Annotated in this window: 20 protein-coding genes; 10 read left to right on the plus strand and 10 right to left on the minus strand. The window is 68.0% G+C overall.

What is annotated here, in order from left to right; all coding sequences use genetic code 11:
• The first annotated feature begins 1 nt into the window (after position 1).
• The 7 genes from AC3EO7_RS28395 to AC3EO7_RS28425 all read left to right on the plus strand — a co-directional run bounded on the left by AC3EO7_RS28395 (position 2) and on the right by AC3EO7_RS28425 (position 7,796).
• Positions 2 to 1,480: an MCE family protein gene (locus AC3EO7_RS28395; RefSeq protein WP_435592895.1), complete on the plus strand. Its 1,479-nt coding sequence runs from the start codon at positions 2 to 4 to the stop codon at positions 1,478 to 1,480.
• Entirely contained in the window at positions 1,477 to 2,520 is a 1,044-nt protein-coding gene (locus AC3EO7_RS28400) for an MCE family protein (protein ID WP_431971416.1), read from the plus strand. Before AC3EO7_RS28395 ends, AC3EO7_RS28400 begins: the two co-directional genes overlap by 4 nt.
• Positions 2,517 to 3,515, plus strand: a complete 999-nt coding sequence (locus AC3EO7_RS28405; protein WP_431971415.1) for an MCE family protein — start codon at positions 2,517 to 2,519, stop codon at positions 3,513 to 3,515. The genes AC3EO7_RS28400 and AC3EO7_RS28405 overlap by 4 nt, the downstream gene beginning before the upstream one ends.
• Entirely contained in the window at positions 3,515 to 4,624 is a 1,110-nt protein-coding gene (locus tag AC3EO7_RS28410; protein ID WP_431971414.1) for an MCE family protein, read from the plus strand. Before AC3EO7_RS28405 ends, AC3EO7_RS28410 begins: the two co-directional genes overlap by 1 nt.
• 8 nt (positions 4,625 to 4,632) lie before the next feature.
• The gene (locus AC3EO7_RS28415; RefSeq protein WP_431971413.1) at positions 4,633 to 5,724 is read left to right on the plus strand and encodes an MCE family protein; all 1,092 of its coding nucleotides are present in this window, start codon (positions 4,633 to 4,635) and stop codon (positions 5,722 to 5,724) included.
• On the plus strand, positions 5,721 to 6,899 hold the full coding sequence (locus AC3EO7_RS28420) for an MlaD family protein (RefSeq protein ID WP_431971412.1): 1,179 nt from the start codon (positions 5,721 to 5,723) through the stop codon (positions 6,897 to 6,899). The genes AC3EO7_RS28415 and AC3EO7_RS28420 overlap by 4 nt, the downstream gene beginning before the upstream one ends.
• 129 nt (positions 6,900 to 7,028) lie before the next feature.
• On the plus strand, positions 7,029 to 7,796 hold the full coding sequence (locus tag AC3EO7_RS28425) for a hypothetical protein (protein ID WP_431971411.1): 768 nt from the start codon (positions 7,029 to 7,031) through the stop codon (positions 7,794 to 7,796).
• Positions 7,797 to 7,893: 97 nt separating this feature from the next.
• On the opposite strand, the gene AC3EO7_RS28430 is transcribed toward AC3EO7_RS28425, so the two are convergent.
• From AC3EO7_RS28430 to AC3EO7_RS28455, 6 genes are all read right to left on the minus strand, one after another.
• Positions 7,894 to 8,502, minus strand: a complete 609-nt coding sequence (locus AC3EO7_RS28430) for a ribonuclease H family protein (RefSeq protein ID WP_431971410.1) — start codon at positions 8,500 to 8,502, stop codon at positions 7,894 to 7,896.
• Positions 8,503 to 8,512: 10 nt separating this feature from the next.
• Positions 8,513 to 9,013, minus strand: coding sequence for an SRPBCC family protein (locus AC3EO7_RS28435; RefSeq protein WP_488186292.1), 501 nt, complete (start codon positions 9,011 to 9,013; stop codon positions 8,513 to 8,515).
• 93 nt (positions 9,014 to 9,106) lie between these two features.
• Entirely contained in the window at positions 9,107 to 10,285 is a 1,179-nt protein-coding gene (gene lhgO, locus AC3EO7_RS28440) for an L-2-hydroxyglutarate oxidase (RefSeq protein ID WP_435592897.1), read from the minus strand.
• A gap of 54 nt (positions 10,286 to 10,339) precedes the next feature.
• Positions 10,340 to 11,008: a hypothetical protein gene (locus tag AC3EO7_RS28445; protein ID WP_435592898.1), complete on the minus strand. Its 669-nt coding sequence runs from the start codon at positions 11,006 to 11,008 to the stop codon at positions 10,340 to 10,342.
• A 358-nt stretch (positions 11,009 to 11,366) separates the two neighbouring features.
• A complete protein-coding gene (locus tag AC3EO7_RS28450; RefSeq protein ID WP_435592899.1) occupies positions 11,367 to 12,158 on the minus strand; it encodes a TIGR03084 family metal-binding protein in 792 nt (263 codons plus the stop codon).
• Positions 12,159 to 12,268: 110 nt separating this feature from the next.
• Positions 12,269 to 13,624, minus strand: a complete 1,356-nt coding sequence (locus tag AC3EO7_RS28455) for a DUF445 domain-containing protein (RefSeq protein ID WP_431971405.1) — start codon at positions 13,622 to 13,624, stop codon at positions 12,269 to 12,271.
• Between the two features lie 268 nt (positions 13,625 to 13,892).
• Here AC3EO7_RS28455 and lon point away from each other — a divergent pair, with 268 nt between their 5' ends.
• Positions 13,893 to 16,268, plus strand: a complete 2,376-nt coding sequence (gene lon / locus AC3EO7_RS28460; RefSeq protein WP_435592905.1) for an endopeptidase La — start codon at positions 13,893 to 13,895, stop codon at positions 16,266 to 16,268.
• Positions 16,269 to 16,334: 66 nt separating this feature from the next.
• Here lon and AC3EO7_RS28465 read toward each other — a convergent pair whose 3' ends face one another.
• A complete protein-coding gene (locus tag AC3EO7_RS28465; protein ID WP_431971404.1) occupies positions 16,335 to 16,778 on the minus strand; it encodes a PaaI family thioesterase in 444 nt (147 codons plus the stop codon).
• Positions 16,775 to 17,356 carry a TetR/AcrR family transcriptional regulator gene (locus AC3EO7_RS28470; protein WP_435592900.1) on the minus strand — a complete coding sequence of 194 codons (582 nt, stop codon included), beginning with the start codon at positions 17,354 to 17,356 and terminating at the stop codon, positions 16,775 to 16,777. Before AC3EO7_RS28470 ends, AC3EO7_RS28465 begins: the two co-directional genes overlap by 4 nt.
• A gap of 94 nt (positions 17,357 to 17,450) precedes the next feature.
• On the opposite strand from AC3EO7_RS28470, the gene AC3EO7_RS28475 reads away from it, so the two are divergent.
• Together AC3EO7_RS28475 and AC3EO7_RS28480 are read left to right on the plus strand one after the other, a co-directional pair.
• Positions 17,451 to 18,518 carry a DNA polymerase IV gene (locus AC3EO7_RS28475; RefSeq protein ID WP_431971402.1) on the plus strand — a complete coding sequence of 356 codons (1,068 nt, stop codon included), beginning with the start codon at positions 17,451 to 17,453 and terminating at the stop codon, positions 18,516 to 18,518.
• Between the two features lie 108 nt (positions 18,519 to 18,626).
• Positions 18,627 to 19,622: an oxidoreductase gene (locus tag AC3EO7_RS28480; protein ID WP_435592901.1), complete on the plus strand. Its 996-nt coding sequence runs from the start codon at positions 18,627 to 18,629 to the stop codon at positions 19,620 to 19,622.
• Positions 19,623 to 19,676: 54 nt separating this feature from the next.
• Here AC3EO7_RS28480 and AC3EO7_RS28485 read toward each other — a convergent pair whose 3' ends face one another.
• Together AC3EO7_RS28485 and AC3EO7_RS28490 are read right to left on the minus strand one after the other, a co-directional pair.
• Positions 19,677 to 20,171 (minus strand): hypothetical protein, encoded by a 495-nt coding sequence (locus tag AC3EO7_RS28485; RefSeq protein WP_435592902.1) that lies wholly within the window; start codon positions 20,169 to 20,171, stop codon positions 19,677 to 19,679.
• A gap of 332 nt (positions 20,172 to 20,503) precedes the next feature.
• Complete coding sequence (locus AC3EO7_RS28490) at positions 20,504 to 22,384, minus strand: ABC transporter ATP-binding protein (protein WP_431971397.1); 1,881 nt, start codon at positions 22,382 to 22,384, stop codon at positions 20,504 to 20,506.
• Between the last annotated feature and the right edge of the window lie 104 nt (positions 22,385 to 22,488).

A 22,488-nucleotide genomic window follows, 5' to 3' on the forward strand; every position in this document is an offset into this window, starting at 1 on the left:
GATGATCATCGATCCCAGTGGGCGCGGGCCCACGATGCGGCAGTTGCTGATCGCCGGCGTGTGCGGACTCGTCGTCTTCGCGCTGGTGCTCGCTTTCCTCATGGCGCGCTACACCGGCTACTTCGTACCCAAGGTGAACGTCGTCGCCAGCCTGACCACGACCGGTGACGGCCTGCCGTCGGAAGCCGACGTGAAGTTCCGCGGCGTCCTGGTCGGCGTGGTGGACTCGGTCGAGGTCGCGGCGAAGGGCGAACTGCAGAAGGTGCAGATCGAACTGAAGCCGGAGTACGCGGGCGACATCCCGTCCAACGTCACCGCGCGCGTGGTGCCGAGCAACCTGTTCGCCGTCACCTCCATCGAACTGGTCTTCAACGGACCGGCCGACACCTACCTGAAGGAAGGCTCGGTCATCGAGGAGGACCGCAGCAAGGGCACGATCGCGCTGCAGGACACGCTGACCACGGTCCGCAACATCCTGGACAAGATCGACCCGGTGCAGTTCGGCCGCGTCCTCGGCACCCTCTCGCAGGCGCTGGACGGCAGCGGCCGGATGCCGGGCTCGACCATCGAGCGGCTGGACCGCTGGGTGCTCGCGGTCGACGAGTCCATTCCGGATCTCGGTGTGCTGCTCGACGACTTCTCCGGTTCGTTCCGCGCGCTGAACCAGTCGGCGCCCGAACTGCTCGACGTGCTCGGCAGCTCGGTGCAGACCGCGACCACCATCGCCGAACGCCGCGACGAGCTCGTCGCGCTCATCACCGGGACCAGCGGCACGGTGGACACGGTGAACGCCCTCTTCGCCCGCAACCCCGATGTCGGCAAGCAGGTCACCGTCGGTACCGCCGACATGTTCGGCGCGCTGACGGCCGACCCCGACGCCATCACCAGGACGCTGCTGAACCTGAGCGAGTCGACCAGGGCGATGAGTACCACCTTCCACTGGGGTCCGCAGCAGCAACAGGTCTGGAACGCCGGTATCACGCTGACGCCGTACAAGCCGTACACCGTCGCGGACTGCCCGCGCTACGGCGGGATGGCAGGCCCGAGCTGCGCCACCGCTCCCGAGGTGAACGAACTGCCGCCGCTGCCGGAGAACCTGCGGCCGCGCGCGCTGGAATCGGCGGCCGGTCTGCCACCGGTGGTGCCGATGCCCGGCCTGCCGCTGATCCCCGGCGTCACCATGCCCGATCCGGGCCGGGTCGTCGCCGACCTGCAGCAGAACGCGCAACAGCCGTTCGCGGGCACGCCACTCGAGGGCCTGTTCCCGATGCTGCCCGGCCTGCCGGGCATGGCGCCCGCTCCCGCGCCCGCGGCGGCTCCCGCCGCGACCCCGGCGGCCGCCCGCCCGATCTCCTATCAGGGTGACGCGGCGATCGAGCAGCTGCTCGGCCGCAAGCCGACCACCGCGGAGTACCTGCTGCTGAGTCCGATTCTGAAGGGCGGAACCTTGCAAGTGTCCGAGAATGGTGCCGTCCGATGAGTATTCGTAAGCCGCTGATCGGTTTCGGACTCTTCGCGATCGTCTCGATCCTGGTGACGGTGGTCGTCTGGAACACGCTCGCGCGCGTGGTGCCCGGCGACACCAAGACCTACTCCGCGACGTTCACCGATGTGCTCGGCCTCCGCGAAGGCGACGACGTGCGCATGGCCGGTGTCCGGGTCGGCAAGGTCGAGAAGATCGAGCTGGCTCGTGACAATCGGACCAGGGAGTCGGTCGCGAACGTGACGTTCATCGTCGAGAGCGACCAGACCATCTACGACGACACCAAGGCGCTGGTCCGCTACCAGAACCTGATCGGCCAGCGCTATGTGGCGTTGTCCCCGGGCGGAGCGTCGAATCCCGCGCCGCTGAAGAACAATGCGTCGATTCCGCTGGAGCGCACCGAGCCGTCGTTCGACGTGTCGGGTCTGCTCAACGGATTCCAGCCGCTGTTCCAGGTACTGCAGCCCGAGCAGGTGAACCGCCTCTCGGAGACGTTCATCCAGGCGCTGCAGGGCGACAACGTCTCGCTGAGCTCGTTCATCGTGCAGGCCGCCCAGCTGGCCACCGATTTCCAGCGCCGCGACGCGATCCTGTCCGACGTGATCACCAACCTGTCCGGTGTGATGGCGGGCTTGGCCAAACGAGGTGATGAATTGGAGACCCTGGTGACCCAGACCCGGGCCTTGATCGGCGGACTCTACGAGCAGGGCCAGATCCTGCTGCATTCCACCGAGCAGATCGCGAGCGCGACCACGTCGCTGGTCGGCATGGTCGGCAACATCCAGCCCAAGCTGCAGGTGGCGCAGAACTCCACGAGCGCCGCGCTGACGCTGCTGCTGGCCAACGGCGCCAAGCTGGACCAGGCCGCGATCGACGTGCCGAACATCCTCTCGGCGGCAGGTAGGCACACCTCCGAGGGCGGCTACGCCAACGCCTACCTGTGCGGCCTCGACGTCTCGCTGTACGGTGTGCTCTTCCCCCGCGGTCTGTTCTCGCAGATCGGCGGCAACGCGCACTCGGCGGTGTGCCGCCCATGATCGCGAAGATGAAGAACCGCTTCGACAGCAACCGCTACTTCTGGCTCGGCCTCATCGGCGCCGCTCTGATCGTGGTGCTGCTGATGGCATCCGGCATCATCCGGATGCTCGGCGTCGGCGATCAGACCGTCAAGGCCGAGTTCGTGCAGGCGGCCGGTATCAAGGTCGGCGACAAGGTCAACGCCGCGGGCGTTCCGGTCGGCACGGTGACCGGTGCGAAGCTCGAGGGCGGCCACGTGCTGCTCACGATGAACGTCGACAAGAACGTCGAGCTCGGTCCGGACGCGCGCGCCTCGATCAAGATGGCCACCCTGCTCGGCGCCAGGTACGTCGACCTCGATCCGGGCAACGGCTCCGGACTGAAGGACGGCCGGATCCCGTTGTCCAACACCGCGGTTCCGTACAACCTGGCCGACGTGGTGCAGATCGGCACCCCGAAGTTCGAGGCGCTCGACACCGCCAAGCTCGCCGAGTCGCTCAATGTCATCAACGAGTCGATGGGCGGCTCGGCCGAGCTGACGGCGCAGGCGCTGGACAGCGTCGGCGCGCTGGCCAAGGTGATCGACACCCGCCGCGACGAGGTCGACAAGCTGCTCAAAGACTTGGACCGGGTCACTCAGATCCTCGGCGACAACCGCAACAGTGTGCTGCTGGTGATCACCCAGGGCGAGGCCATCGCCAACCGGGTGATGGAGCGGCAGGACCTGCTGCGTCAGCTGCTCGACAATATCGCCGCGCTGACCAAGCAGCTGCAGGAGATCGGCGCGCAGAACGAGGGTCAGCTCGGCCCGACCATCCAGCAGTTGAACACCATGGCCGAGGGTCTGCAGAAGAACAAGGACAACCTGGATCGGATGCTGTCGATCATGCCGCCCACGGTGCGCTACCTGGCGAACTCGTGGGGTGGCAGCGGCCCGTACGGCGACGTCGGTCTGCCGTGGCTGTTCCCGGACAACTGGTTGTGCTTCGCACAAGCCATCGAGGGGTGCCAGTGATGAAATTCGCCACCACAGGCAAAATCAAGTCCGTCGCAAAGCTTTTCGCGATCAGCGCCGCCGCGCTGACGGTCGGCAGCTGCTCGCTGTTGCCCACCTCGGTGAACGACGCGCTCGGCGGCACCATGCACATCACCGCCGACTTCGAGAACATCGCCGGCATCTACGAGGGCAACCCGGTCACGGTGCTCGGACTCCAGGTCGGCAAGGTCGACAAGATCGTGCCGAAGGGCACCCTCGTCGAGGTGCATCTGTCGATCGATTCCGGGGTGAAGATCCCGAAGAACGCGGAGGCGGCGATCGTTTCGCCGTCGATCGTCACCGATCGGCACATCGAGCTCACCCCCGTCTACACCGAGGGCGAGGCGATGAGCGAAGGCACGCATCTGCCCAAGGCGCGCACCAGAACCCCGGTCGAGCTGGACACGATGATCAAGACCATCGATCAGTTCGCCGCCGCACTCGCGCCGCAGGAGGGTTCCGAAGGAATCGGCCCGCTCGCCGGCCGGGTGCTCTACCCGATGCTGGACGGCAACGGCGCGAAGATGCGGGACACCCTCAACGCGCTCTCCGGCGCGCTGAAGGTCGGCGTCGACAACAAGGACGCGATCTCCAATATCATCGTCCAGCTCAACGAGCTGACCACGATGCTGGCCCAAAACGACCAGTCCGTGCGCGATTTCAGCAACCGGGTGACCCAGATGACCGGTCTGCTCGCCGAGCAGGCGCCCGGTCTGCAGGCCACGCTCGACCAGCTCAACGACTTCCTGGCCAACACGAGCACCACGCTCGTCGATTACCAGGATCAGCTGTCGGGCAGCCTGACCGGGCTGACAAACGTCACCCAGCAGCTCAGGGACAACGCCTACGGCCTCACCGAGGTCACCGACGTGGCGCCGATGGCACTGCAGAACGTCGACCGGATCGTGAACCGCGAGGGCCGCTACGTGCGCCTGCACGCCATCATCGGCACCGCGCTCAACGGCGAGATCGTCGCGCTGTTCTGCGAGCGGATACAGATGAAGGCCGACGGGTGCCGCACCGGAAATATGCAGGACTTCGGACCCGACTACGGACTCACCGCCGCACTGCTTGGACTGACGAAATGACGTACCGCATGACGATCAAGGCACGCAGGGCGCTCGTCGCCGTCGCGGCGGTGGCCGGGGTGGGCATCACCTCCGGCTGCGGTCTCACCGTCGAGGATCTACCGCTGCCCAAGCCGGGGCAGGCGGGTGAGACCTACACCGTGCAGGCCGTGTTCGAGAACGCGCTGAACCTGCCCGACCAGGCGAAGGTGAAGATCGGCGGTTCGGATGTCGGTGTCGTCACCGACATCAAGACCAAGAACTTCCAGGCGGTCGTCGACCTGAGCATTCGGAGCGATATCGAGCTGCCCAAGGGCAGCACCGCCGAGCTGCGCCAGGCCACTCCGCTCGGTGACGTGTTCGTCGCGCTGTCCAAGCCGAAGGTCGAACCGGGCGCGCCGATGATGCACGACGGCGACACCCTCACCCTCGAGCAGACCTCGGCGGGCGCCACCGTCGAACAGCTGCTCATCTCGGTGTCCATGCTGTTCAACGGCGGCGGCATCGCCTCGCTCACCAAGCTGACCTCGGAACTGGATTCCATCGTCGGCGGGCGCGGGGAGCAGGTCGCGCACCTGATCACCGAATTGACCGGTGTGGTCGGCAGTTTGAACGACAACACCGCCCGGGTCGACGCGGTGCTGAACCAGTTCGGCACGCTGGCGAACACGCTCGAGTCGCGGCGCTCGGAGCTGGGTCAGGTGGCCGACACGCTGCCCCAGATGATCGGCGCCATCGCCGAGAACAACCGGGCCATCGGCGAACTGCTGACCAAGGTGTCGGTCGCCAGCGCCGCGCTCGGCGATTACGCCGACACCACCGGCGATCAGCTGGGTGACCTGCTGGTCAATACGCAGGCGCTGATGGACGCGCTCTCGCGAACGGGCGACGACTTCGGCCTCCTGATGGATCGTCTGCACGAGATCCGCCCCAAGGTGGACGCCACCTTCCGCGGCCGCAGCTTCGCCGTCTACGCGACCGCGACCAACCTCGATCTCAGCGCGCTGACCGACCCGCAGCACGGCAGGCTCCCGAATCTGGAGGACCTGCAGGACTTCGCGGGCAGCCTGATCCAGGTGCTGCAACTCGTGCAGCAGCGGGTGGAAGGAGGCCACCGATGAGCGCGCTGTCGAAGATCTGGTCGAACAAGCTGATCCTCTCGGCGATCGGCCTGGTGATCGTGCTGATCGTCGGCGCGTCGTACCTGCTGGTGAGCGTCATGCGGATCAACCCGCTGCGGTCGAGCTACACCGTGACGGTGAACCTGGACCGCTCCGGCGGCCTGCAGCCGGGCAACGACGTGACGCTGCGCGGTTACCGCGTCGGCAAGGTCACCTCCATCGAGCTGACCGATCGCGGGCAGGCCATCGCCGCACAGGCCGAGATCGACAGCCGGTACAAGATCCCGGTCGACACCGACGTGGCGGTGCAGGCCCTGTCCGCCGCCGGTGAGCAGTACATCGACTTCCGTCCCGGCACCGAGGACGGCCCGTTCCTCGCCGACGGCGCGGTGGTCCAGTTCGATCCGGAGACGGTCAAGACGCCGACCCCGGTGTGGTCGGTGCTGGACAACACCAGCGAGCTGATCGCGCAGGTCGATCCGGACAAGTTCAGCGTCATCCTCGCCGAGCTGGACATCGCGCTCAGCGGCGGCCCGGATCAGCTGCGCGGCCTGGTCAACGGCATCAGCCTGGCCACGTCGGGTCTGGATTCGCTGCTGCCGCAGACGACCAGCCTGATCACCAACCTGCGTACCATCGCCGACACCACGTCGCAGGCGCAGCCGGATCTCGCCACCCTCACCGCCAACTCCGGGGAGCTGTTCGCGCAGTTCAACGCGGCCAACGCGGAGCTGCAGAGCGTCCTCGACTCGGGCCCAGGGCAGCTGCAGAGCCTGGGTGCGGTACTGGACAAGACGTCGGATCCGATCACCAGCCTCGCCACCAACTTCGTCGCCATCACCAAGGCCGCGCAGCTGCGCCTGCCCGCGCTGCGGGCGCTGTTCCCCTCGCTCGCCGTGGGCGTCGAGGCGCTCGGCATCCCGGCGCACGACGGCGAGTTCCACGCGATCATCGACATCTGGCCGCGGCCGTACTGCACGTACAACACCCCGCAGATCCGCAACGAGGTGGTGCAGGACGGCACCATCCCGAAATGGAACTACTGTGTGAACCCGCCGCCGGGCCAGCAGATCCGCGGTGCGGCGAACGCCCCGCGGCCCGACGTGCCGAACAACGGCGCCCAGATGCCGCCGGGTGTGGATCCGAACGAGCGGACCCTCCCCCCGGTGCGGTGAGTGTGCACCCGGGCCGGTGGCTGTGCCATCGGCCCGGCATACTCGCTGGTAGAACGCGTACGGTTCGCCCATGCGGACCGGCCAGCCGATACGGTGCGTGCGCGCGCCGGGAAAGTGCAGGATTTATCGATGTCCACCGACGACGCCGACACCAATAAAGACGCCGAGACCACGAAGAACGTCGAGCCCGCCGAGAAAAGCGCAGAAAGCGCCGCCGCGGCCGGGAAGAGCGACGCGGAGACGGCCAAGCTTGACCTGGGGAAGGCGGGCGAGAAGCAGAGCGAACCGAAGCCGAAGCCCGCTCCCGCGGCGGCCCAGGACCGGTCGAATCTGCTGCCGGTGATCGCGGCATTCGTGGCGGGCATCCTGCTCGTCGCGGCCGTCACCGCGGTGGTGGTCTTCTATCTCCAGGCCCAGAAGAAGTCGGACGAGCTCGCGGCGGTCAACGACGCCACGCGCGCGGCCTGCGATTTCGGTCGCGACGTCTCGGTCTACGACTACTCGAAGGACCTGGAGGGCTACTTCACGAAGGTCAAGGAGGGCTCCACCGGCGAGTTCCTGAAGGAATTCGACGACGCGACCAAGGCGCTCACCGACGCCATGGTGCAAGCACAGGTCAAGTCCTGGGCCGACGACGTGCAGTGCGGATACCAGGGCGGTGACACCAGCGAGGCCAAGGTGCTGGTGACGCTGACCCAGTTCCGCACCAATTTCACTCAGCAGCAGCCGGATCGGCAGTTCGTGGTGATCGTCGCGGATCTGCAGAACGAGGGCGGCAAGTGGAAGGTGAGCAAGCTCGACTCGCCGATGCTGAAGGGTGCGGGCACCGGCCTGCCCGGCGGCGCTCCCGCGCCCGGCCAGGCTCCGGCGCCGACCCAGCCGCAGCCCGGCAACTGATCGTTCGGAAAGTTCTCCGAAAGCGCCTCCGGCGGTGGGCCCAGTCACCACCGCCGGAGGTCTTTCGGGCGGTCCTGCTATGCGGTCGCGGAGCTGCTCAGAACAGGGTCAAGGTCTGAGGAGCCGCCGCGACCGCCTTCCCCGAGGCCCGCGGCCCGGTGGTCTTGTGTTGCGGTGCAGAGCTTTTCGACACGGTCTTCGGCGCGAGCGGAACCGTGCTCTCCGCCGCGGTGACAACGGCCGGTTCGGGCGCGTCGACCTCGGCGGCCGCCGAAGCCGCGGCCTTACGGGCCGCCTCGCCCGCGAGGGTGTCCGCCATCTCGTTGAAGTAGTTGCCGACATGGCCACGTACCCAACGGAATCGGACCGGACCCGGCCTGCTCGAGATGGCGCGGTCGATCTGTTTGATGATCTCCACGTTCTTGACGGCGCCACCGGACGAGGTCCGCCAGCCGTTCAGCCGCCAGCTCGAGATCCATTCCGACGCGCACTTGATCGCATAGAGCGAATCGCTTTCGATCAGAAGGGGTTCGGCGCCAGGGTGCGCGTCGACGGCCTCCAGGATCGCGCGTAGCTCGGCGATCTGATTCGTCCCCGTCGAGGCTCCCCCGCTGCGCGAAGTGCTCCCTTGATGATTGACCCAAGCCCAGCCGATAGCGCCGCCGGGATTTCGGAGGCAGGATCCGTCGGTGCTCACGATGATCATGGCTGGCACCCTACGCAATCCGACCGACAAGATCGGTACCGTGGAATTCCTCTATCTCCCTTCGCAATCGAGACTCGGTACGACGTAGCGCCGATCGCACGGCACTGTCGACCAAGCGTGCGCACATGCGGCCGAGGAAGCCGCGAGGTGCAGCGTACTCCGCTTCGGAAGTCAGCACCGACCGTCCATACCCGAGCGGGTCGAAGCGCAGCGTCAGGGTTCCCGACAACCGCCCACGCAGCGTATACCCGATCACCATGTTGCGGCGATATTCGGTGATCTCGCAGGAGATCGTGGGATGCCACGGGCCGAGCCTCGCCGCCGTGGCGAAGAGTGCGCCGAGACCTTGGTCCACCTCGCCGGTCGGTTCGAAGGAAGCGACGCCGAACATCCAGTCGGGTACGAACTGGTGGTTGTCCGTGTAGGTGAACGCTACTTCTACCGGAGCCCCGACGTCACTCGCGTACTTGATGTGGCCCATAGGCCCTCCCTGATCCACGGCTGCGGACAAAAGTACTACAACTCTCCTCTTTATTCGAGAGATTGCCGGGAATGTGGGTGAGAGGGCTTTCCAGATTCATGACCGGGCGGTTGCTTGGTGGAATCAGATCCGATCGACGATGTACTCCGCGATCGGCATGGCCGAAGTCGCCGCGGGCGACGGCGCGTTGAGGACGTGCACCGAGCGCGCGGTGCGTTCGATCATGAAGTCGTGCACAAGGGTGCCGTCGCGCAGCACGGCCTGGGCGCGGATGCCCGCAGGGCGCGGCCGCAGGTCGGCCGCGGTGAGTTCCGGGCAATAGCGGCGACATTCGGCCAGGTACCCGCGCTTGAACAGGGAATTGCGCAGTTCGCGCAGCCCCGTCCTGACGTGCGCGCGGGCCACCCGGTGCATGCCGGGAAACCCGACGATCTCTGTGGCGTCGCGCAGATCGACGCTGCCTTTGCGGTAGCCCTCGCGCGCTAGGCCGAGCACCGCGTTCGGGCCGACGGTGAGTTCGCCGTCGATGGTCGGGCTCAGGTGCACGCCGAGGAACGGCAGGTTCGGGTCGGGCACCGGATAGATCAGCGTCCGCACCAGTCCGGCGCGCTCCGGCGGCAGCTGGTAGTACTCGCCGCGGAACGGGACGATGCGAAAGTCGATCGGCAGGCCCGCCAGCCGCGCCATCCGATCGGCTTGCAGACCGGCGCAGGCCACGAGGGTGCGCGCCGTCCACGCGCCGGCCGGGCCGGAGACCGTCGCCGCCGTATCGGTCTCCTCGATCGCGGTGATCTCGGCGCCGAGCACGATCTCACCCCCCGCCGCGCGCACCTGCTCGGCCAGCGCCGCGGTGATCTTCCGGTAGTCGACGATGCCGGTACCCGGCACGAACAGCGCGCCGACGCCGGTGATCCGCGGCTCGCGCCGGACCAGCTCGGCTGCGTCGAGCAGCTCGACCTGCACCCCGTTGGTGATCGAGCGCTCGTACAGCGCCAGCATCCGCTCGTACTCCGCGGCATCGGTGGCCACCAGCAGCTTTCCGCATACGTCGTACGGAATCCCTTGCGCCGCAGCGAAATCCTTCGTCCACTGCGCACCCCGCCTGCACAGCTCCGCCTTCAGGCTCCCCGGCTCGTAATAGATCCCGGAGTGAATCACCCCGCTGTTGTGCCCCGTCTGATGCACCCCCAGCCCCGCGGCCTTCTCCACCAATACCAGCCGAGCCCCCGGATACCGCTCCACCAGCCGCCGAGCCGTCGCCACCCCGACGATCCCGCCCCCGATCACGCAAAAGTCGTACACGCCCCGACAGTACTTCCCTGCCGCCGCGCTGCGCGCCACCTCCCAGGGGAGATCTCAGATGGTGGTGGTGGGGTGGGGGTCGTCGTGGCCGGTGGGGGCGTCCGGGGTGGAGGGGGTTGGGTGGCGCTGGAGTTGGATTGTGTGTTCGCCGAGGTTGGCGTCGGAGAAGACGAGGGAGAGCTCGCCGGTGCGGATGTCGAATTCGGTGCGGAGCTGGGTGATTCCGGCCGGGTCGAGGTGGATGCCGAGGTGGTCGCGCACGGGTTCGGACAGCACGAGGCCGGTGAGCGCCGAGAAGGCGTTGGTGTCGACGATGAACGCGACGGTGTTGGTGCGGACCGGGGCGACCTGTGCGCCGACGTAGGCGGTGCCGAGGCCCAATCGACCGCCGAGCCCGGCGGGTCGCGACGGCGGCGCGGCAGCCGGATCCGATTGTGGCACAACCGTTCTGGCGGGGAACACGGCGGCTTGGTAGATCGGCGACAGCGCGTGAGTCTCGCTGTTCAGCACGGTGATGGCGGTCTGGGGGCCGGGGTGCGGCGCGAAGGGTTCGACGACGGGTGCGGGCGACAGCGGTGCGGCCTGCACCGTGCCCGCGCGCTGGGGATCGGCCATCTGGTTCACGATGTACGCGCCGGCAACGAAAGTCAGGCTGAGACTGGCCGCGCCGGCCAACACGATCGCGGTATGACGCACGATCTGAGCAGGATTGTGTGCCGTCACGATGCGTTCCTTTCCCTCCGCCCCGACTCCCCTCGCGTCGTCGGCCCGCATCGTTGAAAGCCGAACGCATGTCCAGGTTACGACGCCGCCCGATCGGGCACCGCATCCGTGCGAGCAGGATCACAATAGACCGGGCTACGGATGTTTCCGCCGGTTGAAGAGCGGGTAAAAAGCGGATAGCTGGCGAGCGTCATTCTCGACTGCCACTCTTAGACACCCGGCCAACGTCGTCCGGCCGTCGACGCGAACGGCGCACCCAAGTCTGGCGCTCGCCCGCTCCCGAGTTTTTCGAATCGGGTCGGGTGAAGCCCGGTCGGACGTTGTCCGGCCGGGCTGCTCGCCGTTCAGGGGGATCGGCTCAGGCGAACTGTCCCGCCGCCCGTCCCTTCCCGGTCGGTCCGGCGAAGGCCTGGGCGATCGTCAACCACTCCTCCGCATCCGCGCCGATGGCACGCACCGCCAGGTCATCGAGGTGGCGGCGCTGGGTGACCAGCAGGCAGAAGTCCAGCGCGGGTCCGGTCACCCGCTGCGCGGCGTCCTCCGGCCCCCAGGTCCAGACCGTGCCGTCGGGCGCGGTGAGCTCGACACGGAATTCCTCGGCGGGCGCCGCCTTGCCGCGCACCGAGTAGGCGAAGTTCCTGGTCCGCACGCCGAGGTGGGCGACGCTGCGCAGCCGAGCGGTCGGCTCGCGAGTCACGCCGAGCGCGTCGGCCACATCCTGTCCGTGCGCCCAGGTCTCCATGAGCCGGGCGGTGATCATCGAGGCGGGACTCATGGGCGGGCCGAACCAGGGCAGCTTGGTGCCCGCCGGCACCGCGCGCAGCGCCTCGACCAGCGTCTTGCGCCCGGCGCGCCAGCGCTCGAGCAGGTCGGCGGGCGGCGCGGCGGCGGCTTCGTCGGCCGCCTCGTCGACGAAGGTCAGCGCCCTCGGCGCGGCCGCTGCGACCTGCTTCGCGAACTCCTCGGCGTCCGACGCCGAGACGGTGGCGATCTCGTCGGTCCAGGTCAGGTGTCCGATCTGGTGGGCGATGCTCCAGCCGGGGGCGGGCGTCGGCCGCGCCCAGTCCTGCGGGGCCAGCGGGGCGACCAGTGATTCCAGGTCCGCGCATTCGCCGGCGAAATCGCCGAGCAGCGCTTCGAGGTCAGCCATGAGTTCCCTTGCCGATCGCGGGCACACCGCCGCGTGTGCCAGGTGGGACCCAGCATCGCAGCGCCGCCGAAAAAATGCAAGCATGCGTGCTTGTATTTATCGGCGCCCCGTCACCACCCGAAAAGCACCAGGTGGGCCGCGCCGACGACCAACCCGAGCAGCGCGCCGTGCAGGTACAGCAGCCAGGCGTCCTGCTCCACCGAGGCGTAGAACATCTCCATGAACTCGCCCGGGCTCAGCTGCTGGAGCTTGCGCGCGGCGAACTCGTCGATCTTCTTCGCCTGCTCGCGCGCGAACTCCTCGTCCTCGACCATGCTCGGCGCCAACCCCACCGCGGCCCCGGCCGCGCCGACCGTCAGGTTGTCGAACTGCCGCTTGCCGAACGCGGCGCGCACCATCGAATGCGTCGGCCCGAGCTGACGGTGGATCTCCTCGGAGATCAGGCGCTCGATCAGCTGCCGTGTCTTGTCGCCGTTCGGTCCCTCCAGCAGTTCCGCGGAGAGGTTGGGCAGCGTGAGCACCTGGTAGGCCAGGATGCGCGCGAGGTCGGTGGCGGCTTGCGACTGACGCTTGGCCAGCAGCGCCTGGCGCCACAGGTACTTGTAGCGCGGCTGCGGCTCGCCGGGCTCGAAGACCATCTTCACCGCGATGACGTTCACGATCACGCCGATCGCGGCCGCGCTGAGCAGGACGATCACCCAGGCGGGCACCCAGCCGAGCACCGGAATGCGGTCGTGCACATGCAGATACAGCGCCATCAGCAGGCCGAACGGCGCACCGAGCAGGCCGACGCGGACCATGAACTTCAGCTCGGGGGCCGCGATCGTGGTGGTGAGATCCTTCAGGATGTAAGGGTTCTCGCGCAGGTAGCGGATGACGAAGCTCTTGATGTCGATGAGCTGATCGATGTTGTCGCCGAGCGAGTCGAAGCCTCGGCGGCACAGTTTCGGCAGCTGCCGGTCGACCCGCTGGTAGATGACCTGTCTCATCTGCCGAGGCACCGAGCGCCACAGGTCCGGGTTCTCCCGGTACATCACCTCGTCCACGAGCGGCCGCACCTGCGTGCGTGCCAGCTCGGCGATGTAGTCGGCGATGCCGTCGAGGTCGATTTCGTGAATGAAGTCCCTGGGACTGCCGATCCGCATCAGCGCCTTGTCGACGCAGATGCTGGCCATCTTCTCCGCCCGCGCCGGGATGAAGCCCTGGAAGCCGAGCCTGCGCCCGTCCTCGGAGAAGGTCGGCAGCACCTGCACTCGACGCGGCAGGTACGGGTACAGCACCTGCAGCCCCGGCACCCGGAATCCGCGGAACTGTACCGGCCAGAAGAGCATCAGCACGCCGGTCCAGTTGGTCAGCCAGCCCGCGAGGGCGCTGAAGATCGGGAAAGTGACCAGGTCGACCACGAACTTCGTCTGGCCGGTGAGCTCTTCCCAGTCGATGAACACCCCGGATGCGAGAGTGTTCATCCTGCGTTCCCCTTAGTGCCGTGAGCTGTAGAGGCACCCACATTCTCATTGCGCTCGCGAGGGTGTCAACGCGAGAGCGGGCACTGTCACAGACGGCCACGGCCTTCGATCGTGCCTTCGCCCTGAGCGAACGTCCGGAAAGGGTGGAACAAACCCGGAATGGGTGGGGTTGAGTAGGCATCGCTCAACTTTTGGAAGGGTCGAACACGTGACTACACCTCAGAATCTGCCGGTGCTGTTCCTGACCGATCCGATCGTGCTGCCGGGCATGGTCGTGCCCATCGAACTGGACGAATCGGCGCAGGCCGCGATCGACGCCGCGCGCGCCGGGAAGAAAGAGGCGGTCCTGCTCGCGCCGCGACTGACCGAGGGCTACGCCACTTACGGCGTCGTCGCGACCATCGAACAGGTCGGCCGGATGCGTGGTGGAGCGCCCGCGGCGGTACTGAAGGCGGAGCGCCGAGCCAAGATCGGTCACGGCGTCACCGGACCGGGCGCCGCGCTGTGGGTCGAGGCCGAGCCGGTCGAGACTCCTACGCCGGACGGCCGCACCAAGGAGCTGGCCGCCGAGTACAAGAAGCTGGTCGTCTCGGTGTTGCAGCGCCGCGAGGCGTGGCAGATCATCGACGCGGTCAACCAGCTGACCGACCCGTCGGCGATCGCCGACACCGCGGGCTACGCGCCGTACCTGTCCGCGGACCAGAAGCGCGAACTGCTCGAGACTCCCGACGCGGTGCAGCGATTGACCCGACTGATCGAGTGGACCAAGGCGCACATCGCCGAGGCCGAGGTCACCGAGAAGATCAGTGACGAGGTCCGCGAGAACGTGGAGAAGACCCAGCGCGAATTCCTGCTTCGCCAGCAGCTCAACGCCATTCGCAAGGAACTCGGCGAGGACGAGCCCGATGGCGCCGACGACTACCGCACCCGCGTGGAGCAGGCCGACCTGCCCGAGTCCGTCCGCGAGGCGGCGCTGCGCGAGGTCGGCAGGCTGGAGCGGGCCAGCGATCAGAGCCCGGAATCCGGGTGGATCCGGACCTGGCTGGACACCGTGCTCGAGCTGCCGTGGAACGAGAAGACCACCGACTCCACCGATGTCGCGGCCGCCCGTGCGGTGCTGGACGCCGACCACCACGGCTTGGACGAGGTCAAGGACCGCATGGTCGAGTACCTGGCGGTCCGGGCCCGGCGCGCTCAGCGCGGGCTGGAGGTCGTCGGCGGACGCGGGTCCGGTGCGGTGCTGGTGCTGGTCGGTCCGCCCGGCGTCGGGAAGACCTCGCTGGGTGAGTCCGTGGCACGGGCGTTGGGGCGCAAGTTCGTTCGGGTCGCCTTGGGCGGCGTACGCGACGAGGCCGAGATCCGCGGGCACCGCCGCACCTACGTCGGCGCGCTGCCCGGCCGTATCGTGCGCGCCATGAAGGAGGCGGGCTCGATGAACCCGGTCGTGCTGCTCGACGAGATCGACAAGGTCGGCTCCGACTTCCGCGGCGACCCGGCGGCGGCCCTGCTCGAGGTGCTGGATCCGGCGCAGAACCACACGTTCCGCGATCACTACCTGGATCTGGATCTCGACCTGTCCGACGTGCTGTTCATCGCGACGGCCAATGTCATGGAGACGATCCCCGGCCCGCTGCTGGACCGCATGGAACTGATCACCGTGGACGGCTACACCGAGGCCGACAAGGTCGCCATCGCCCGCGACTTCCTGGTGCCGAGGCAGCTGGAACGCAACGCGCTGACCGCCGACGAGGTGACCATCACCGAGGAGGCGCTGCGCGAGATCGCGGCGAACTACACCAGGGAAGCCGGCGTGCGGCAGATGGAGCGCCTGATCGCGAAGGCGTTGCGCAAGGCGGCGACTCGGCTCTCGGAGGGTGAAATCGGTTCCGGCGCCGCGGTGTCCGACATCGGTCTCGGCTACGACCCGGAGCTCGGCTACGACGTGCCCGAAACCGCCTCGCCGACAATCTCTTCCGGCCGCCTGACCGTCGGTCTCGGCGACCTGAAGGATTACCTCGGCCGTCCCCGCTTCACTCCGGACTCGGTGGAACGCACCGCGGTCCCCGGTGTGGCCACCGGCCTGGCCGTGACCGGCGCAGGCGGCGACGTCCTCTACATCGAGGCCAACGCTGCCGAGGGCGAGCGCTCGCTGACTCTGACCGGCCAGCTGGGCGACGTCATGAAGGAATCGGCGCAGATCGCGCTGACCTACGTGCGCTCGCACCTGGAGGAAATCGGCATCGAACCGTCGGTGCTGGACCGCAATATCCACATCCACTTCCCGGCGGGCGCGGTGCCCAAGGACGGTCCGTCCGCGGGCATCACCATGGTCACCGCCTTGGTGTCGCTGGCGCTCGGCCGCCAGGTGCGCTCGGATGTCGGCATGACCGGTGAGGTCACCCTGAACGGGCGGGTCCTGCCGATCGGCGGCGTCAAGCAGAAGCTGCTCGCCGCCCAGCGCGCCGGACTGAAGACCGTGTTCATTCCCGCTCGCAACGAGCCGGACCTGGACGAGGTCCCCGCCGAAGTGCTTGCGGCGCTGGATGTGCGCCCGGTCGCCGACGTGGCGGAGATCTTGGCCTACGCCATCGAGCCGGTGGTGGAGGAGACGCTGAAGCGACCGGCGTTCGCCGCTACTGCGTGAGTTCGGTTTCGGGGCCGGGTGCGGGAAACCGTGCCCGGCCCCTTCGTTTTCGGTGGTGATCGCCGATCATGAGCCCCCGAGCTCACGCTCGACACTGCGCGTTGTCCCCTGCGCCACCGCGCACAGCACCGACTCCCCCGTCTCCGACTCCGCGTAGATCTCGCACCGCACCACCGCCTGCCGCCGCGTGGACCCCGTCACCGCCGCCTCCGCGCGCAACCGAACTCCGGCGGCCGGGCGCAGATAGGTGATGGTGAACCCGCCGGTCAGCACGTTCGCGCCGAGCACCGTGCCGGCCGCGAAGGTGAGGGCGTTGTCGGCGGCGTAGGCGAGCACCCCACCGTGCACGAAGCCGAACTGCTGGCCCAGCTCCGGTCGGATCGGGATGACGAGAGTGGCCGCGCCGTCGCCGAATCGGGTGAGCTCGGTGCCGACCAGCACCGCGAAAGGTTGCGCGGCCAGTACCTGTTGGGCCTGGTGGAAATCGAGTGCCGATGTGCCGACGGTCATTGCCGCTCCATTCTTTTCGGTATCGATCCGGCGTCGAGGGCCAGCCAGGCCGCCTCGGCCAGTTCCGCGCCGACCTCCGTCGGCGCGGTGCGGATGTCACCGCCCAGCCACTGCCGCGAATACTCCTGCGCGGGGCCGAGCCACAGTGCGTAGACGAGATCCAGATCCAGCGAACGCACCGCGCCGTACGCCGCGTGGGTGCGGTACCAGCGGGCGATGTCGATCATGAAGGTGCGGTTGCTTTCGCTCTCGCGGACGCCGGGCGGCCGGGCCGAGGTGAGAACCTTTGCCCGGTGCTGGTTTTCGGTCACCCAGCGCAGGTGTTCCCGCACTCCCCCGGTAATGCCCTCGCGCGCGTCGGTGCTCTGACCGACCACCACCCAGAAGTGCTGTTGGTAGTCGGTCAGCGCGTGCGCCCACACCTGCCGGTACAGATCCGCCTTGTCCGGAAAGTGGTGGTAGAGCGCGCCGACGCTCGCGCCCGCCGCCTCGCGGATCTGCGCGAGCGTCGCGTCCAGCACCCCGTGGTCGGCGAACTGGCGCTCGGCCGCCAGCAGCAACCGATCTCGGATCTTCATATCCAGAATTTAGTTCTGTTTTTCCGACGGCGCAACGATGAGCAGGTTCACCTGATCGCGCCTGGTTGTCATACCCGTGCGGTATGACGGAGAGGTGGCCAGGTGGCTGTTGCACGTCGATCTCGACCAGTTCCAGGCGGCGGTGGAGTTCCGTCGCCACCCGGAACTGCGCGGCAAGCCGGTCATCGTCGGCGGCCACGGCGACCCGAACGAACCGCGCAAGGTGGTGACCTGCGCGTCGTACCCCGCCCGCGCCTACGGCGTCCGCGCGGGCATGGCGCTGCGCAGCGCACTGCGGAAATGCCCGGAGGGCGTCTTCCTGCCGCTCGACATGGCCGCCTACGAAGAAGCCTCCGAGGAGGTCATGGCGCTGCTGCGCACCTTCCCCGGCCGGATCGAGGTGTGGGGCTGGGACGAGGCGTTCCTGGCCGCCGACACCGACGATCCCGAACTGCTCGCCCGCGAAATCCGGGGCGCCATCGCGGAATTGGACCTGAGCTGCTCGATCGGCATCGGCGACAACAAGCTCACCGCCAAGCTCGCGACCGGTTTCGCCAAGTCGGCGGGCAAATCCTCCGATGCGCCCGGCGCAGGCGCGGCGGCGGGCATGTTCCGGCTGACGGCCGCCAACTGGACCGAGGTGATGGCGCACCGCCCCACCGACGCGCTGTGGGGCATCGGCAGCCGCATCGCCGCTCGCCTCGCCGAACTCGACATCCACACCGTCGCCGACCTGATGGCAGCCGACCGGCACCGGCTCGCCGACGCGTTCGGCCCCACGACGGGCCCCTACCTCTGGGTGCTCGGCCACGGCAAGGGCGACACCGAAGTGACAACCGAACCGCGAATCCCGGTGGGCCGCAGCAAATCCGAGACTTTCCCACACGATCTCACCGACCCCGCCGAGATCCGCGCGCAGGTGGCGCGGATCGCCACCGAGGTCGCCGAGGAAATGGCCGAGGCAGGCCGGATCAGCATCCGCGTCTCCGTCACCGTGCGGACCAAGACCTTCTACACGCGCAGCAAACAGGCCAAACTCCCGGAGCCGACCGCCGACGTCGCCACCCTCACCGAGACGGCCCTCCGCATCATCGACCGCTTCGATCTCGACCGTCCGGTGCGCCTGCTCGGCGTGCGGTTGGAGTTCGTGCCGGAGGAGTAGTCGCAGCCGTCTGAAGCAACTCTTTCTCACACCGAGCGCACGCGGGTCGACGTGCGGCGCAGTGCCGGAGCGCCGCGAGCGGGCACCGATCCTCGTATGCTCGACCGCATGGAGTTCTGGGCGATGGTGGCACACGAATCGGACAGCGGGATCGTGTTGACGCGGCAGCAGGTCGACGAGGAATTCCTCGGCCAGGGCACCGTCACGATCAAGGTGCATTACTCGAGCGCCAACTTCAAGGACGGACTCGCCATCACGCCGGGCGGCGGTGTGGTCCGCAACTATCCGATCGTGCCCGGCATCGATATCACCGGCGAGGTCGTCGCCTCCGAGTCCGACGATTTCGCGCCGGGTGATCAGGTCGTCGCGCACGGCTACGGGATCGGCGTCTCACACCACGGCGGCTTCGCCGAATACGCCAAGGTGCCGGACGAGTGGGTGGTGAAGCTGGACGAGCTGAACACCCGCGACGCCGCGGCCCTGGGCACCGCCGGTTTCACCGCGGCGATGAGCGTGCAGGCCCTGCTCGACCGTGGTCTCACCCCCGACGACGGCGCGATCCTGGTGACCGGTGCGACCGGCGGTGTCGGCACCGTGGCCGTGGACATCCTGTCCGGCCTCGGCTTCGAGGTCATCGCGTCCACGGGCAAGAAAGACGCGGGCGATCTGCTCTCCGAACTCGGGGCCAACGAGGTGATCGGCCGCCTGCCGGAGGATCCCGAGGCGAAGCTGCGCCCGCTGGCCAAGGCGCAATGGGCGGGCGCGGTCGACAGCGTCGGCGGCAAATCGCTGGCCTACGTGCTCAGCTGCATCGGCTACGGCGGCGCGGTCGCGGCGAGCGGCCTCACCGGCGGCCACGACCTGCCCACCACGGTCATGCCGTTCATCCTGCGCGGCGTCGCGCTGCTCGGCGTCGACTCGGTCAACATGCCGATCGAGAAGCGCCGCGAACTCTGGTCGCGTCTGGGCAACGAGCTTCGCCCCCAGCATCTTTCGACCCTGGAAAGCTACGCCCCGATCACCGAGGCGGCGGCCGTGCTCGCCGACATCAAGAGCGGAAAGCACTCCGGCCGTACGGTCCTGGGCGTCGCGGGCGAATTCTGAGCTGAACAGCCGAAAGGCCGCGTCGAGGACACCTCGACGCGGCCCAGCACCGCGCTATGTCGAGTGCAGCGTGAATTCGACGGTGTACCGGACGTTTCCGGGCGCGGTCGTGTGTCCGTTCGCTGCGGTGAAGTTGCAGTTCGCGACCAGGCGATATGTCGTGTCGAGTCGAAGGTCGGTGACGACCGAATGCCACCAGTAGTCGGCGGGAATGCCGGCGTGCGAGTCGCTGTACCCGCGTTTGCCTTCGACGATGGCTCCGCATGTCATCGGTCTTTGCACGATCGCCTGCACCGAGGGTGAGAGCCGCAGCGACCAGATCAGCCTGTTTCCGCCGTCGGCGTTTTGGCTGGCGTAGATCACGTCGCCGGTGAAACTGCCGTGCTCTCCGTCGTAGCGGTAGCGAGTGTCATGCGGGTGATAGTGGTACTCACCGGCAGGTTGCCCGGTTGCCTTGGGTGCCAAGGCGAGCAGAACCGTGAGGATCGCCGCGAGCGCGGCAGTGACAGTGACTACGAGGCGTGCCTGCGCACGGATACCGCCCTGCATTCGTATTCCCCCTGCGGAACGTCTTCGATTTCGACGTCGACCCGGTCACCCTCTCGCAGGGCGTGTATGTCCCCCTCCACGACACTGGACAAGTGAAACCACGCGGGCGGACCGTCCGGTCGAACCAACACGCCGGTGCCGTTGCGGATGTTCCAGCGATACACCGTGGCTTGCTCCACGTCACTGTCCCTTCCGCGCTCCGACGATTCGATCAGGTCAATGATTGCTCATGCAGGTCTCACGCGCACTGCATTTGGTTGGCGTTTCGGTGCGAGGTGCATCGGGACAAGGCCGCGTCGACGTTGCGCGACGCGGCCTTTCGCGCAATTCGCTCACGCCGCGATGGTGACCGGCTCGTCCGCGAACTGGGTGCGGTACAACTCGGCGTAGCGCCCTTCGGCGGCCAGGAGCTGGGTGTGGGTGCCGCGTTCCACGACGCGGCCGTCCTCCAGCACCAGGATCTGGTCGGCGGCGCGGATCGTGGACAGGCGGTGCGCGATGACCAGTGCGGTGCGGCCCTCCAGCGCTTCCGAAAGCGCTTCCTGCACGGCGGCTTCCGAGGTCGAGTCCAGCGACGCGGTCGCCTCGTCCAGGATCACCACGCGCGGCTGCTTGAGCAGCAGCCTGGCGATGGTGAGCCGCTGGCGTTCCCCGCCGGAGAGGCGGTAACCGCGCTCGCCGACCACGGTGTCCAGGCCGTCCGGCAGCCCGGCGATCAGATCGTGCAGGCGGGCCCGCCGCAGCGCGTCCCACAGCTCGGCCTCGGTCGCCTCCGGGCGGGCCAGCAGCAGGTTCGCCCGGATCGTGTCGTGGAACAGGTGCCCGTCCTGGGTGACCAGGCCGACCGTCTCGTGCAGCGAGCGCGCGCCGATCTGCCGCACGTCGGCGCCGTTCAGTCGCACCGCCCCGCCGTCCACGTCGTACAGGCGCGAAACCAGCTGGGCGATGGTCGATTTGCCTGCTCCCGAGGAGCCGACCAACGCGACCAGCTGCCCGGGTTCGGCGCGCAGCGACACATTGTGCAGCACGTCCACCCCGCCCCTGGTGTCCAGCGTCGCGACCTCTTCCAGCGACGCCAGCGACACCTTGTCCGCCGACGGGTACGCGAAGGTCACATCGTCCAGTTCCACCGCGACCGGGCCGTCCGGGACCGCGATCGCATCGGGCGCGTCCTCGATCAGCGGGCGCAGATCCAGCACCTCGAAGACGCGCTCGAAGCTCACCAGCGCGGACATGATCTCCATCCGGGCGCTGGCCAGCGCCGTCAGCGGCGTGTACAGCCTGGTCAGCAGCAGCGAGAGCGCGACGACCGCGCCCGCGTCCAGCTGCCCGCGCAGCGCGTACCAGCCGCCGAGTCCGTAGACCAGCGCGACCGCGAGGGCCGAGACCAGCGTCAGCGAGGTGACGAACACCGTTTGCAGCATCGCGGTGCGCACACCGATGTCGCGCACCCGCCGGGCCCGCAGCGCGAACTCGTCGGATTCCTGTTCGGGACGGCCGAACAGCTTCACCAGGGTGGCGCCCGGCGCGGAGAACCGCTCGGTCATCTGCGTGCTCATGGCCGCGTTCAGCCGCGCCGCCTCCCGCTGGAGTCCGGCGAGCCGGTTGCCCATCCGCCGCGCCGGGATCACGAACACCGGAAGCAGCACCAGCGCCAGCAGCGTGATCCGCCACGAGATGCCGAGCATCACGCCCAGCGTGAGGGCCAGCGTGACCAGGTTCGCGACGACGCCGGACAGCGTGTCGCTGAACGCGCGCTGCGCGCCGATCACGTCGTTGTTCAGCCGGCTCACCAGTGCGCCGGTCCTGGTCCTCGTGAAGAACGCGATCGGCATCCGCTGCACGTGGTCGAACACCGCGCTGCGCAGATCGAGGATCAGGCCCTCACCGATCCGCGACGACAGCCAGCGGATGCCGAGCCCGAGCGCAGAGTCGAGCACCGCGAGCACGCCGATAACTGCCGCGACCGTCGCCACCACGCGTGGCGCGGCTCCGCCGACGATGTCGTTCACCACACGACCCGCCAGCACCGGCGTCGCCACCGCGAGCAGCGCGGAGATCACGCTGAACGCCAGGAACACCCCGATCCGCCGCCGATGTGGCGCGGCGAATCGGAGAATCCGCTTCGCGGTGGCGAGACTGAACGGACGCTGCTCGTCGGGCGCGTTCATCCGCCGATACATCTGGCTCCACGCCACCGATTCGATACTCACGATCGCTCCCTCTCGACCCCCGCCATCCAACTGCTGGCCACCGACATTAGGACCTCAACAAAGGTTGAGGGCAAGTCGATTCCCGCGCCGCCGCGAATTCCCCG

The organism is Nocardia sp. bgisy118 (genome assembly GCF_057708605.1).